Consider the following 13,457-nt stretch of genomic DNA (forward strand, 5'->3'; position numbering starts at 1 on the left):
TGCCGCAGGCAGCGTCGGGTTCCATATCGATACGTTGAAGGTCAAGGCACGGATTTTCCTTGATTTGTGACTGGCGAACTACCGGTCGAAGGTTCATATCCCTTCAAGACCTGAAATAGCCGTCAGAACGGGCTATGTAACTGAGCTCCGGCAGACAACCTAGGGGCTCAGCACCCTCGTTTCGGTTGCCAAATCCAAAACTGTTCAGTGCATCGCCTACAGCAAACCGGCGTTTCGGTCTGACGAACGGACGATAATTCCATCTGTAAAGACATTTACGAGAAGCGCGATGCGGGACTTTGACGCCCCATTCTGCTCCACCGCGAGCGAGATTGCCGTTGCGACGCATACCAGATCGTTGAAGGTGATATCGGGCCGGATTTGGCCAGCGTCCTGTGCGGTCTGCAAGAGGCAACGACCGACCCGGGTGGTGGCAATGCATCCAGCCGTACCCGTCGTCAACACGATTCCGAGCGAGGCAGCGAAGCCTCTGTAAACGGCTGTATGGTGCACGAGTTCCTCGAGGTAGGCGCGCATTGCCGAAAGGCTATCTGTCACCTTGGCGCGCGAGCGCATGTCTTCGGCGAAGGCTACGAAGCGGGCGCTGTAGGCCGCGGCCAGAAGGTCCTCGCGTGTCGGAAAGCGCCGATACAGGGTGCCGATTCCAACACCGGCGTGCCTCGCGATCTCATTCATCGAAACCGTCGCCCCCCGTTCCAGGAAAATTTCCTCGGCAGCGGCAATTATCTTGTCTCTGTTGTGCTGGGCGTCCGCGCGCAGCGGTGGGCCATCAGGCAATGTCTGGTTCCTTCTACACTTGATAAGTGGAGTGGTACTCCATATAGTCAAGTGGAACAACACTCCACTTATTGACAAGGAAGGACGGACGGTATGGCTCAGAGATTCGAGAACAAGGTTGTGGTTGTTACCGGCGGTACAGACGGGATCGGCTTGACCACGGCCAAATCCTTCGCTGCAGAAGGCGCGCTGATCTATGTTACCGGGCGCAGCCGTGACCGGCTTGAAGCTGCCGTTGACGAAATCGGTAACGGCGTGGTCGGCGTGCAGGGCGATGTTGCGAATGCAACCGATCTTGATCGCCTCTACGCACGGATCAAGCGTGATCACGGTCGTGTCGATGTGGTCTTTGCCAATGCCGGGATTTCCGAGCAGGCTGCCCTCGGCGATATCGACGAGTCTCATTTCGATCGTCTCTTCGACATCAACGTAAAAGGTACGGTCTTCACCGTACAGAAGGCGATGCCGCTGATGTCCGCCGGTGGTGCCGTCGTGCTGGCGGGATCTGGCGCAGGCATGAAGGGTTTTCCCAGCCTGTCCATCTACAGCGCCACCAAGGCCGCAATTCGCGCGCTCGCACGCAGTTGGACCACAGACCTCAAGAGCAGCGGAATCCGAGTCAACGTAGTATCTCCGGGCATGGTGCTAACGCCTGCGATGGCAACCTATCTTCGAAAGAACGACGGAGCCGAGGCATGGATGCAGCAGGCCATTCCATTCGGGCGGCTCGCCCGGACCGAGGAAATTGCCAAAGCGGTGCTTTTCCTTGCCTCGCAGGAGAGCAGCTTTGTGGGCGGTGAAGAACTGCTGGTCGACGGCGGCTTCGTGGCCGTTTAGCGGACGACGTTCCTTGCACGCTGGCGGCGCTGCTTGCTTGCTCCTAAACTGCTAAAAGGGCAGCTTTTGCGCGTCAACACCGAACCTTGTAACTGCCGCAAAACGCGAGGAGGTTACTCTTCCTGTGGCGAGCCTCGCAATGCATGGTGCGAGCGAATAGCAAAGTGAACCGCTCGCGTTTTGGTCCACACGACGGAAAGAGGATTGAACGAATGGTGTCTTCAACATGACGCTGCACGAATTCTATCACGCCTACATCGATTGCCTGAATCGACAAGATTGGGACGAGCTGGGGCGGTACGTTTCCGACGATGTCAAACACAATGGTCGGTCGTTTGGGCTGTCAGGCTATCGCTCGATGCTGGTCAAAGACTTCGAGGACATCCCCGATCTGCATTTCGTCATAGATCGTCTGGCATGCGACCCACCCCTTATTGCGGCGAGGTTGATGTTTCACTGCTCACCAAAGGACGGTTTTCTTGGCTTGAAGATCAATGGTCGACGCATTTCTTTCGCAGAAAACGTGTTTTACGAGGTGAAGTGCGGCAAAATAGCCAATGTGTTCTCCGCGATCGATAAAGCCGCGATCGAAAGTCAGATCGCTTGAACCGCCTTTTGCGACAATGACCGGCTTGGGCCGGACGCCAATGCGACTAAAAAATCGCGATAGCGTCCGTTTTCCGGGAATTGATAGCCGAAACCCGATCGCCTACGCTCGGCCCCATTCATTTTCTCCTCATCGCCCGAAGAACCTCGCCTTCGCGGCATCCGTCACGGGTGTGTAGAGCGCTACGCGGGTGCCGCGCCTGGCTGATCGACGACGCTCGGGTACATACCGCGGATGCCTTCGGCCGGCGAGATCACCGGTGCGTAGCCAAGTTCCTCGCGCGCACGGCGGATGTCGATGGTGAAATCCTTGCCGATCAGTCGCAGCATCTGCCGGGTGATCGGCGGCTCGCCCCTGCGGCGGAAGGTCCGCCAGACCGCGCCGATTAGCCCGGCCATCGCCCAGGCGACGCCGAACGGCACGGTGCGCGCCTTCGGCGCTACGCCGCGGCTGCCTAGAAGGCGGGTCAGGAACGACTTCAAAGTCGTGTCCTCGCCGTCGCTCACAAACCAGGCTTTTCCGCCTGATCCGCGATCGGCGGCGAGGAGCAGGGCATGGCACAAATTATCGACGTGGCAGGTGGACATCGCCTGTCCGCCGCCCGCGACCCATTGAAACTGCCCCGCGCGGACGGTCTCGACCATGTGGTCAAGCATCGGCATCTCCGGGCCCCAGATAAAGGGCGGGCGGATCGCCACCGTGAAGAACCCGTCGCGGCGTCCATTCGCGGCGAGAAGTATTTCCTCTGCCTCGGCCTTGGAGGCCGCGTAGTGGGCGAAGGGCATCCTGTGCAGCGCCGCGTCCTCGCTCACGCCACGCATCGGTTCGGGGCGTCCCATGACGACGGCTGCGGCACTGACATAGACTATGCGGCGCACGCCGGCCCGCTCGGCCGCTGCGACGATGTTGCGTGTGCCGTCGACGTTGATCCGGCGGAACACGGACATCTGGCCCCAGAGCTTGAAATGTGCCGCGACGTGAAACACGACCTCGACTCCGTCCATGGCAGATGTGAGCGCCGCAACATCTGAGAGATCGGCCATGATGGGTTCAGCGCCCGAAGCCTGGACCTGCGCCAAGGCTTCGGCGCTGCGGCCGAGCGCGCGGACACGCCAGCCGTCCGAGAGCAGACGGCGGATGAGATGTTTGCCGACGAAGCCGGATCCGCCGGTGACGAGGGCAAGGCGGGACGGGGAGGGCAACTGGCTCATGACGATCTCCTGGATGTCGTTTGTGCCAGGCAGGGTGCCACAGGGTTGATTGTTACACAATACAAAATATGAAATCTGTTACTTATTGCTCAATCCCGATGGATCGACTAGGAATCGCGCATGGAAAACCCCGTCTCCGATCCCCGTGACCGCATCCTCGACACGGCGGCCGAACAAGTCCGCCGTTTCGGCGAAGCCAAGACCAACGTCGTTGATATCGCCAAGGCCATGGGTCTGTCGCATTCGGCGATCTACCGGCACTTTCAGTCAAAGGCGGAGATCTTCGACGCTCTTGCTGCACGCACCATGGACGAAGAGTCCGACCTGGCGACCCGCTTCGCCAACGCCCAGGGCCCGGCGTCAGAGCGGCTTCATGGCCTTGTCCTGGCGCTCAACCGCAGCAAGCGGGCCAAGCTCGGCGATGACCCCGAGATCCACGGTCTCTACCGTCGGATCGTGACCGAGCGACCGGATCTCGTCGCCGATTACGGGAGACGCATGACTGCTCTGGTCCGGCACGTGCTGGAGGACGGGGTGGCGCGTGGCGAGTTCAGCATTCATGACGTCGACGCCGCTGCCGGCGTGGTGCGCGACGCGGTCACGGTCTTTGTCCATCCGGCTCATGTGGAACAAGCGGTCCATGCCGGGCTCGACATGGAGCCGAGACTTCACGCCGTGATCGATGCCTTAATCCTGGCCTTTGCGGCAACCAACCAGACCCGATAATGAGCAGGCGGACATCGGGCTATCCACACCGGCGTTAAGTTATCATTGCAACCCATCAGTGCCTTGAACCTGATGGCGAGAATCTCAGAAAGCTGAAAATGCACGCTTTCATCCGCAAACGCCTCCTCGCCCTCCACTGAAAATCGGCATAGTCGCTCGATGCTGATCGGCGCATTAAGTGTCTGGGCTATTTGAAGACCATGGGGTCCCAGAGCTTCACAACGATGGCGGTGCAAGCCGCGCTCGTGGGGCGAGCGTGAGCAGGGGATGAATCCAAGTCCGAAGAACCTGAAATTGCCGGATCAAGCTGTCTGGGCAAACGTGGCAAAGTTCAGCGGCTTTCGACAAAATGGCCGATCCACAGTGAAAAAAAACCGGAACAAAAGCCTGGGCTGTGGAATAGGGCGGGCAATGGCAGATGCGACGCCGACTGATCGCACCGTGTCATAGTTTTGCACACTAGCTTGGAGGGAATCCATGAAACGCCTTTTTCTAACCACCGCTGCAGCCGCTCTGATTTCGGCGCCAGTTCTGGCTCAAATGACCGACTATTCCGACCTGATCCGGACCCGCGACATCACTGGCGGCACCATCTACACCATGAATGAGGCTTACGACGAAGGTTCTTGGGCTACCGAAACATACTACACCGAAGCCGGCGCAGGATGGAATGATATCGGTGAAATCGAAGATGTGATCCTCAACCGCGAAGGCAAAATGGTCGGCATCGTTGCCGAAGTCGGCGGATTTCTCGATATTGGCGACAAACATGTCATGCTGCCAGTGGAAGACGTGAAGCTCGTCGCCGTTGACGATAAAAGCTACGACTACGTCACGCGCCTCTCCGAAGAGCAGCTGGAAGAGAGGGAAAGCGTTGACGAAGGATGGTGGGATTGATTTCCAGATTTCTAGTTAGCGCATAGCGCTTGGCCGCCGCTGGTACGAACCGGCGGGGCCTTCGATGGACCCAAGCAACTGAACGCAAAAAGCAAAGCGCCGGGCGAAAGCCTGACGCTATTGTCAATTCTTTGGGCAAGCAAACTTACTTGCTATCGCGACGATTGGCGCTCTGGTCCTTGTATTCCTCGTTCTGAACGTTCTTGCCGTCAAGCCCGCGCTCCTTGGAATGGCGGGCCTTGTCGCGGTTGGACAGAACCTCGTCCTTCGGCAGGATTTCGTCTTCAAGGTCCGTCATCGCGCCTTCGCCACTGCTCTTGCCCTGTGACCCCGGTCCGAAATGTTTCTTGTCGGCATTTGCCATCGGTTGCTCCTTTCGTTTCGGTCCGTGCAGGACCGGACTTTGCGCCTAACCGGGGTGGGGATGCGATGTTCCGGAAGACAGGAATCATGTCTTGTCATCGATCAGGCGGGCGTTGCGCTGGCCGGTGAGGAAGGTCCAGATCCACTGGACGCTGACAAGCAGGCGCTTCTCGAAGTTCACCAGCAGATAGACGTGGATGATCGCCCATAGCCACCAGGCAAGGCGGCCGGTCAGCTTGAACCTGCCGGACTGAAACACCGCTGCGTTGCGCCCAATGACCGCGGTAATGCCGCGATTGCGGAAGCGGAACGGCGCGACGTCATGGCGACCCTCGGCTTCTCCTCGCAGCTTCCTGCCGAGATACTGCCCCTGCTGCTTGGCGACCTGCGCCAGCGCCGGAAACGGCCCGTCTTCGCCCTGTACAGACGCCGCATCGCCGAGAATGTAAATATCCTCGAAGCCGATGGCGCCGAGATCGGTCGCCACCGGCACCCGGCCGCCGCGCTGGGGCTCCACATCAAGCCATTCCGCCACCGGCGTCGCCTTGACGCCCGCGCCCCATATGACGCAGCCGGTCGGAATTTTTTCGCCGCCCGCCGTGACCTCTCCAGCAGTGATCGCCTCAACCGGGGTGTTGACCCGGACATCGACCCCGCGCGCCTCAAGCCGCTTCAGCGCGTACCGCGAGAGCTTCTTATCGAAGCCCGAGAGAATGCCCGGCGCGGCCTCCAGCAGGATGATGTTCAATTCCTCTGGGGTGATGTTTCTGAAATCCCGCCGCAGAAGAAATGCACCGAGTTCGGCGATGGCGCCGGCCAGTTCAACGCCGGTCGGCCCGCCGCCGACGATCACGAAGGTCAGGAGCTTGTGGCGTTCGTCCGGGTCGAGCGTCAGTTCGGCCCGCTCGAAGGCGAGAAGCAGGGTCTCGCGCACCCGCCTGGCATCGCGATTGGTCTTGAGGCCGGGGGCATGTTGCCTCCACTCGTCATGGCCGAGATAGTTGTCGACCGAGCCGGTCGCGATCACCAGCGTATCATATTCCACCGGCGCGCCATCCCGCGTCAGAACCGCCTTGCGTTTCGCATCGATGCCAACAACTTCGGCCATCACCACATCGACATTGCGCTCCTTTCCAAGCGTCCGCCGGAGCGGTTCGGAAATGTCGGCGGGCGACAGAATGGCCGTCGCGATCTGATAGAGAAGCGGCTGAAACAGATTGTGGTTGCGCTTGTCGATCAGCGTCACATCGACCGGCGCGCCGCCGAGCTTCGACGCGCAGGCGAGCCCTCCGAACCCGCCACCGACAATGACGATGCGGTTCGGCTTTTCCCTCACTGAATCAATCTCTCGCTTCTCCAGTGTCTCGCCGGTCTGCGTCATATCGGACCTCCTTGCGTGTGATCATGGCGGGCGCTGCTGCGGAAGGGCGGGAGCGGTAGAATCCCCGGTTGGGCTTCGTCCCCACAGGTTCTGTTCAGCGAACCGGAAATTCAGCGATTTGTTCCGACTGGCGGCAGTGAGGGTCGGGCGGGAACATTTCCGAGCCTTTGCACTTAGGGGGCCTCCACGACCACAAAGAGGAAGAATCCATGTTCCATCACTCCGCCAAGCTTCAGTACAAGGTCTCCGTCGACAAGCCCGATCCTCTGTTTGCCAAATATCTCCAGCAGGCGATCGGCGGCATCGAGGGCGAGATCCGCGTTGCAATGCAGTATTTCTTCCAAGCGATGGGCGCGCGCGGCGACAGCAAATACCGCGACCTGCTGATGATGACGGCCACCGAGGAACTGTCACATATCGAGTTCCTGGGCCATGCCGTGGCGCTGAACCTTGAGGGCGCGCCAATCTCCGAACAGGAAAAGGCGGCGGAAGATCCGATCGTCAACGCCATTCTGGGCGGTATGAACCCACGCCACATTCTCTCATCGGGCCTTTCCGCGATGCCGGTGAACTCGAATGGCGTGCCCTTCGACATGAGCCATGTTTACGCCACAGGCAATATCGCGACCGATATGCTGGCCAATGTCACCGCGGAATCGGGCGGCCGCGTGCTGGCGAGCCGGCTCTACAACATGACCGATGACGCCGGTATGAAGGACATGCTCTCCTTCCTGATCGCCCGCGACACGATGCACCAGCAGCAGTGGTTGGCCGTCATCGAGGAGCTCGGCGGCATGGAGAAACAGCTTCCGATTCCGAACACCACGCCCGAGGATCACGAGGCCCTCGAGCACTCCTACTACTTCCTCAATACCTCGCTTGACGAACCGACGCCCGAGGGTCGCTGGACCGAAGGCAAATCACTTGATGGCCGCTCCGAATTCACAGTGGTGGAAAAGCCCGAACCGCTTGGGCAGAAGCCCGATCTCGGCAAGGCCCGCCCCGGCACGGGCGCCCAGAAGGCGCAGGTCGGCTAGCGTTCACCTGACCGTTTGATCGCGGTGAAGGACGGAACCTGATGCGGCGGGAAGTGTTTCACTTCCATAAGCCTTCACCGCGATGATCGGCTCAGACGCTGTAAGGGGACCGGCGTGGCACAGATTTTTAGCGCCTCAGCGGATGCGAAGCTTCGGCTTTTCGCCGGAGCGGTCGCGCTCGCCATCCTGATGGCGGGCGCTCTGTGGTGGTCTGCGGCAAGTTCCAGCTATCGCACCGGCGTCGACTGGGTCAGCGAACAGCCCGTCCCCTTCAGCCATCAGCACCATGCCGGCGAACTCGGCATCGACTGTCGCTATTGCCACGACACGGTCGAGACCAGCGCCAGGGCCGGCCTGCCATCGACCGAAACCTGCATGACCTGCCATTCTCAGATCTGGACAGACGCGGAGATGCTGGCGCCGGTGCGCGAGAGCCTTGCCACGGGAGAACCGCTTCAGTGGAACCGCGTCGCGCGGGTACCAGACTATGTCTATTTCGATCACTCGATCCATGTGACTACCGGCGTGCCCTGCGAGACCTGCCACGGGCGGGTCGACACGATGCCGCTGATGAAACAGGCAAAGCCGTTCGATATGGGTTGGTGTCTTGATTGCCATCGCGACCCCGCCCCCAAACTGCGCCCCCCGAGCGAAGTCACTCGCATGGACTGGTCGAGCCTTGATGACGACCTCGCGGCCCATCGCGATTACGGCGCGCTGGTCGTGGAAGCGCGCGGGATCGAACCGGATCGTCTCGATGACTGCAATGTCTGTCACCGATGAAGGAGGGCTCGTGACGCAAGAATCCGACATCTTTCGCAAGCATCTCGAAGGCCGGTCGGGCAAGGCGCTCTGGCTGGGGCTGGAGCAGCTTTCCGCCACGGACGAGTTCAACGCTTTCCTGACGTCGGAATTCCCGGCGCTTCAGGCTATGGGGGAAGGCGTCACGCGCCGCGGGCTGTTGAAGACCATGGCGGCGTCCTTCGCGCTTGCGGGCCTTACAGGCTGCGATGCGCGCTCCGATGAGAACGCGCTTCCCTATGTGCTCGCCGCCGGAAACCGCGAAGAGCCGGTTCTCTACGCGACCGCCACGCGGCTGTCCGGCTATGCGCTCCCCGTTCTCGGCCAGACGGTCGCGGGCCGACCGGTGAAGCTCGAGGGCAATCCCGATCATCCGGCCACCGGCGGCGCAACCGATGTCTTCCTGCAGGCTGCCCTGCTCGGACTTTACGATCCCGACCGGTCGCAAGCGCCCAAGGAACTCGGCGATCCGGCAAGCTGGGCGGCCTTCGACGCCTTTCTGGCGGAAAAACGCACGACCCTGGACGCGACGGCCGGCGCCGGGCTCAGCATTCTCACTGGCCAGATCACCTCCCCCACAATGATCCGTCAGCTCGAGGCGTTGCTTGACCGCTGGCCGCTGGCGCGCTGGCACATCACCGAACCGGTCAATGATGACAATCGCGTACTCGGCGCCGAGGCCGCCTTCGGCCGGGCGATGATGCCGCAGCCGGATTTCAGCCGCGCCGAGACCATCGTCTCGTTTTCCGATGATTTTCTGGGCCCCGGTCCGCGCCAGTCTGTCAACGCCCGACAATGGAGCCAACGACGCAAGGCTTTTCGCGATGGCGACGGCGAGAGCCGCATCCTTGTGGTCGAGGGGAGCCCGAGCCTGACTGGCGCGCGCGCCGACGAGCGGCTGATTGCCGCCGAACAGCGCATGCCGGCCCTGCTGTCAGCGCTTGCGGCGCGACTTGGCGTCACCGGCGACGTGCCGGAACTGAGCGAAAGCGAAAGCCGCTGGGTCGATGGCGTCGTGACCAAGATTGAGGCCCGGCCGGACCGATCGCTGGTGACGGTCGGGGCGCATCACGCGCCGGCGCTGCATGCACTTGCCTACAGGATCAACCAGCGTCTCGGCGCGATCGGCGAGACGCTCGCCTTCACCGACCCAGTCGCCGCAACGCCGGCCGGCCAGCGCGATCTAGACAGCCTGATTGCAGATATGGATGCGGGCGCGGTTTCGACGCTGTTCGTGCTCGACTGCAACCCCGCCTATGCCGGAACGCCCGCTTTCGCCGAGGCGATGACCAGGGTCGAAACGACGCTGCATGCCGGACTTTATTACGATGAAACGGCGGCACTCTGTCGCTGGCACCTGCCGATCCCCCACGATCTGGAAAGCTGGAGCGACGCGCGCGCGGTCGACGGCTCGGGGAGTGTCCTCCAGCCGCTGGTACAGCCTTTCTACTCGGTCCGATCGCCACATACGCTGCTTGCCAACCTGATGGGTGAAGCCGATGCGGATGCCCGTGCCATCGTGATGGCGACTTGGCGGGAGCGGCTTTCGGGCAACTTCGACGCCCGGTGGAATGAAGCCCTGTTTGCCGGTTTCGTTGAGGGCACGGCGGCCCCGAAGGTTGCACCACCTGAAGCCGCTGGCGGGCCATTGGCGATGCCGACCCCGGAAGACGCCGCGCTCACCCTGCTCATCCAGCCGGACCCGTCGGTCTGGGATGGCCGCTTCGGCAATAATGGCTGGCTTCAGGAAACGCCGAAGCCGATGACCAAGCTGACATGGGGCAATCCGATCCTCATCAGCCCGGCGCTCGCCGAGCGCGAAGGCCTCGCCGCCGGCGACGTCATCCGGCTTCGCCACGGTGAGAGAACGGCGGAAGGCCCGGTCTGGATTCTGCCCGGCCAGCAGGCCGAGACGCTCACCCTCACGCTTGGTTATGGCCACCGCAGCTTCGGCACGCTCGCCGATGGTCTCGGCACCGATGCCTATCCGCTGGCGGCGGGCGGCACCATGCTGAGCGGGGTCGCGCTGGAGAAGACGGGCGCGCGCGAAAAGCTTGCCTCGACCCAGCTTCACCAGGCGATGGAGGGGCATGATTTCATCAGGACCGTCAGCGCCGAGGCCTCGCGCCAGGCGGCCGCACCGTACGAAGAACATCCCGGAAGCTTCTATCCGGAAAAGCCAAAGACCAGCCCGGCCTGGGGCATGTCGATCGACCTCGACGCCTGCATCGGCTGCAATGCCTGCGTCGTCGGCTGCAATGCGGAGAACAATATTCCAGTCGTCGGCAAGGACCTTGTGGCCGAGGGCCGCGAGATGCACTGGCTGCGCATCGACCGCTATTACGAGGGGCCGCCGGAGGCGCCGCTTTCCTATTTCCAGCCCGTGCCCTGCATGCATTGCGAGGATGCGCCCTGCGAGATGGGCTGTCCGGTCAATGCCACCGTCCACAGTTCCGACGGGCTCAACGTGCAGGTCTATAACCGCTGCATCGGCACCCGCACCTGCGCTTCCTACTGCCCCTACAAGGTGCGCCGCTTCAACTGGTTTGACTATACCGGCGACGACCCTGAGCAGCTCCGCGCCATGCGCAATCCGGAGGTCACCGTCCGCTCGCGCGGCGTCATGGAGAAGTGCACTTACTGCGTCCAGCGAATCGAGACCGCGCGCATCGACGCCGACCGCGAAAACCGACCGCTGCGTGATGGCGAGGTGGTGACGGCCTGCCAGCAGGCCTGCCCGACGCAGGCGATCAGCTTCGGCGATGTCGCCGATCCTGACACCGAGGTCAGCCAACGCAAGGCCGAGGCGCGCGACTATCTGCTGCTGGAAGAGGTCAACACCAAGCCGCGGACATCCTATCTCGCGCGGGTGGAGGGGTGATGACGGAGGCAAGGCCGCTCTCCAGAGAACGGATCGACGCCGTCACCGACCTGCCGCTCGGCTTTCCGGCACCACGCGCCTGGGCGCTCTCTTTCGCCTTCGCGCTGCTCCTGCTGCTCTGCTTCGCCATCGCCGTCACGGTGCTGTTCTGGCGCGGCGTCGGCGTGTTCGGCAACAATATCCCGGTTGCCTGGGGCTTTCCGATCGTCAACTACATCTGGTTCCTCGGCATCGGCCATGCCGGAACGCTGATCTCCGCGCTGCTGCTCCTGACCGGCGTCACGCAGCGCAATGCGCTAAACCGTTTTGCCGAGACGATGACGCTCTTTGCAGTCGTCTGCGCCGGGCTCTATCCGATCCTCCATCTCGGTCGGCCGTGGCTGTTCTACTGGACGGCGCCCTATCCGAACACGATGGGCATCTGGCCGCAGTTCAAGAGCCCGCTCTCCTGGGATTTCTTCGCCGTGCTGACCTATCTCGTGGCCTCCGCCGCCTTCTGGTATGTCGGCGCGATCCCCGATTTCGCCCGTTTGCGCGACCGGGCGAAGAGCCGCCTCGGCCAGGTCTGCTACGGCCTCGCGGCGCTCGGCTGGCGCGGTTCGATGCGGCACTGGCGGCGCTGGGAACAGGCCTATCGGCTCTGCGCCGGGCTTGCCGTTACGATGGTGTTCATCATCACCGCGGCCTATTCGCTGCTGCTCGGCGGCGGGCCGATCCCCGGCTGGCACTCCTCGATCTTTCCGCCCTATTTCCTCTGCGGCGCGGTGTTTTCCGGCTTTGCGGTGGTGGCGGTGATCATGGCGGTGCTGCGCCGCGCCTTCCGGCTCGATGACATCCTCACCGATGCCCATAGCAACCTGATCGGCAAGCTCCTGCTCGCGGTCGGGCTGATGACGGCATACGGCTATCTCGCCGATATCTTCAACGCGCTCTATTCCGGCGAACAATCGGAGCTCGAAACGCTGCATGACCGGCTTTCCGGGGCCTATGCCTGGAGTTTCTGGGGCGCGGTGATCTGCAATTTCGTGCCGTTGCAGCTGCTCTGGCTGCGGCGCGTGCGGCGAAACAGTCTGCTGCTTGCCGCCATCGGCGTTTCGGTCGCCGCCGGCATGTGGATGGAGCGCTACATGCTGATCGTTACCGGCCTTTACCGCGACCATCTCGTCTCCTCCTGGGGCACGTTCCAGGCGAGCCTCTGGGACTGGGCGCTGTTTGCCGGCATGATCGGCGTCTTCCTGGCGCCTTTCCTGCTCTTCGTCCGCCTGCTGCCGATCATCTCCGGCTTCGAGCTGAAAAAGGCGTCAGAGGAGGCCCGCCATGCCCGCTGACCGCCCCGATGCGCATTATCATGCCGCAGCCGCCGGCTTCGCCGGGCCGGAAGGTCTGGCAAGCCATCTGGCCACGTTGCGGCAGCACGGCTACCGCAAGCTGGACGTTCTCGGCCCCTATTTCTCCAGTGAGATAGCCGATGCGCTCGACGCCGGCGATAATCGCATTGCCTGGATCACGCTTGCCGGCGGGCTTTTCGGCGCGCTCGCCGGGCTCGGCGTGCAGCTTTACGCCAATTACGCCTATCCGCTGAATATTGGCGGACGGCCGGTATTCGCCTGGCAACCGCTGCCAATCATCACGCTGGAAGTCGCGGTGATGTCGGCCATCGTCTTCGCCGTGATCGGCACGCTTCTGTCCTGCCGCCTGCCGAAGCTGCATCACCCCGATTTCGAAATCCCGGATTTTTCCGCGAGCGATCGCTTCTACATCCTCATTCGCGCCTCGGACGAGCACTTCGACACCGCGCGAACACCCGATCACCTGAAAAATCTCGGCGCCGAGACCGTCGCCCTGGTGCCGCTGCCGGAGGCGCCGTCGTGACCATCCGAGCGCTTCCCCTCTTGGCCTGCCTTCTGACCCTTGTCGC

General features: G+C 62.1%; 13 protein-coding genes. 9 read left to right on the plus strand and 4 right to left on the minus strand.

The window, feature by feature from the left end; translation table 11 throughout:
- Positions 1-216 precede the first annotated feature (216 nt).
- On the minus strand, positions 217-798 hold the full coding sequence (locus tag Mame_RS22110; RefSeq protein ID WP_018066861.1) for a TetR/AcrR family transcriptional regulator: 582 nt from the start codon (positions 796-798) through the stop codon (positions 217-219).
- A gap of 93 nt (positions 799-891) precedes the next feature.
- Here Mame_RS22110 and Mame_RS22115 point away from each other — a divergent pair, with 93 nt between their 5' ends.
- Entirely contained in the window at positions 892-1,635 is a 744-nt protein-coding gene (locus tag Mame_RS22115; protein ID WP_018066862.1) for an SDR family NAD(P)-dependent oxidoreductase, read from the plus strand.
- A 226-nt stretch (positions 1,636-1,861) separates the two neighbouring features.
- On the plus strand, positions 1,862-2,242 hold the full coding sequence (locus Mame_RS22120; protein WP_018066863.1) for an ester cyclase: 381 nt from the start codon (positions 1,862-1,864) through the stop codon (positions 2,240-2,242).
- 182 nt (positions 2,243-2,424) lie between these two features.
- On the opposite strand, the gene Mame_RS22125 is transcribed toward Mame_RS22120, so the two are convergent.
- Positions 2,425-3,453: an NAD-dependent epimerase/dehydratase family protein gene (locus Mame_RS22125; protein WP_018066864.1), complete on the minus strand. Its 1,029-nt coding sequence runs from the start codon at positions 3,451-3,453 to the stop codon at positions 2,425-2,427.
- A 120-nt stretch (positions 3,454-3,573) separates the two neighbouring features.
- On the opposite strand from Mame_RS22125, the gene Mame_RS22130 reads away from it, so the two are divergent.
- Together Mame_RS22130 and Mame_RS22135 are read left to right on the plus strand one after the other, a co-directional pair.
- Positions 3,574-4,179, plus strand: a complete 606-nt coding sequence (locus Mame_RS22130; RefSeq protein ID WP_018066865.1) for a TetR/AcrR family transcriptional regulator — start codon at positions 3,574-3,576, stop codon at positions 4,177-4,179.
- A gap of 477 nt (positions 4,180-4,656) precedes the next feature.
- A complete protein-coding gene (locus tag Mame_RS22135; RefSeq protein ID WP_018066866.1) occupies positions 4,657-5,076 on the plus strand; it encodes a PRC-barrel domain-containing protein in 420 nt (139 codons plus the stop codon).
- Between the two features lie 145 nt (positions 5,077-5,221).
- Here the strand turns inward: Mame_RS22135 and Mame_RS22140 are convergent, their stop codons facing one another.
- On the minus strand, positions 5,222-5,440 hold the full coding sequence (locus tag Mame_RS22140) for a hypothetical protein (protein WP_018066867.1): 219 nt from the start codon (positions 5,438-5,440) through the stop codon (positions 5,222-5,224).
- A gap of 84 nt (positions 5,441-5,524) precedes the next feature.
- Positions 5,525-6,820, minus strand: coding sequence for an NAD(P)/FAD-dependent oxidoreductase (locus Mame_RS22145; protein ID WP_018066868.1), 1,296 nt, complete (start codon positions 6,818-6,820; stop codon positions 5,525-5,527).
- Positions 6,821-7,029: 209 nt separating this feature from the next.
- Between Mame_RS22145 and Mame_RS22150 the strand changes: the two genes are divergently transcribed.
- From Mame_RS22150 to Mame_RS22170, 5 genes are all read left to right on the plus strand, one after another.
- On the plus strand, positions 7,030-7,857 hold the full coding sequence (locus tag Mame_RS22150) for a manganese catalase family protein (RefSeq protein WP_018066869.1): 828 nt from the start codon (positions 7,030-7,032) through the stop codon (positions 7,855-7,857).
- 114 nt (positions 7,858-7,971) lie between these two features.
- Positions 7,972-8,640 carry a cytochrome c3 family protein gene (locus Mame_RS22155; RefSeq protein WP_018066870.1) on the plus strand — a complete coding sequence of 223 codons (669 nt, stop codon included), beginning with the start codon at positions 7,972-7,974 and terminating at the stop codon, positions 8,638-8,640.
- A 10-nt stretch (positions 8,641-8,650) separates the two neighbouring features.
- Complete coding sequence (locus tag Mame_RS22160; RefSeq protein ID WP_018066871.1) at positions 8,651-11,539, plus strand: TAT-variant-translocated molybdopterin oxidoreductase; 2,889 nt, start codon at positions 8,651-8,653, stop codon at positions 11,537-11,539.
- A complete protein-coding gene (nrfD, locus tag Mame_RS22165; protein ID WP_018066872.1) occupies positions 11,539-12,867 on the plus strand; it encodes an NrfD/PsrC family molybdoenzyme membrane anchor subunit in 1,329 nt (442 codons plus the stop codon). Before Mame_RS22160 ends, nrfD begins: the two co-directional genes overlap by 1 nt.
- Positions 12,857-13,411, plus strand: coding sequence for a DUF3341 domain-containing protein (locus Mame_RS22170; protein ID WP_018066873.1), 555 nt, complete (start codon positions 12,857-12,859; stop codon positions 13,409-13,411). Before nrfD ends, Mame_RS22170 begins: the two co-directional genes overlap by 11 nt.
- Positions 13,412-13,457 lie beyond the last annotated feature (46 nt).

Source organism: Martelella mediterranea DSM 17316 (assembly GCF_002043005.1).
Classification (GTDB): Bacteria; Pseudomonadota; Alphaproteobacteria; order Rhizobiales; family Rhizobiaceae; genus Martelella; species Martelella mediterranea.

Coding starts and splice junctions, on each gene's coding strand:
- nrfD (WP_018066872.1), top strand. CDS start 11,539: ATGACGGAGGCAAGGCCGCTCTCCAGAGAACGGATCGACGCCGTCACC.
- Mame_RS22130 (WP_018066865.1), top strand. CDS start 3,574: ATGGAAAACCCCGTCTCCGATCCCCGTGACCGCATCCTCGACACGGCG.
- Mame_RS22120 (WP_018066863.1), top strand. CDS start 1,862: ATGACGCTGCACGAATTCTATCACGCCTACATCGATTGCCTGAATCGA.
- Mame_RS22145 (WP_018066868.1), bottom strand. CDS start 6,820: ATGACGCAGACCGGCGAGACACTGGAGAAGCGAGAGATTGATTCAGTG.
- Mame_RS22115 (WP_018066862.1), top strand. CDS start 892: ATGGCTCAGAGATTCGAGAACAAGGTTGTGGTTGTTACCGGCGGTACA.
- Mame_RS22135 (WP_018066866.1), top strand. CDS start 4,657: ATGAAACGCCTTTTTCTAACCACCGCTGCAGCCGCTCTGATTTCGGCG.
- Mame_RS22170 (WP_018066873.1), top strand. CDS start 12,857: ATGCCCGCTGACCGCCCCGATGCGCATTATCATGCCGCAGCCGCCGGC.
- Mame_RS22140 (WP_018066867.1), bottom strand. CDS start 5,440: ATGGCAAATGCCGACAAGAAACATTTCGGACCGGGGTCACAGGGCAAG.
- Mame_RS22125 (WP_018066864.1), bottom strand. CDS start 3,453: ATGAGCCAGTTGCCCTCCCCGTCCCGCCTTGCCCTCGTCACCGGCGGA.
- Mame_RS22150 (WP_018066869.1), top strand. CDS start 7,030: ATGTTCCATCACTCCGCCAAGCTTCAGTACAAGGTCTCCGTCGACAAG.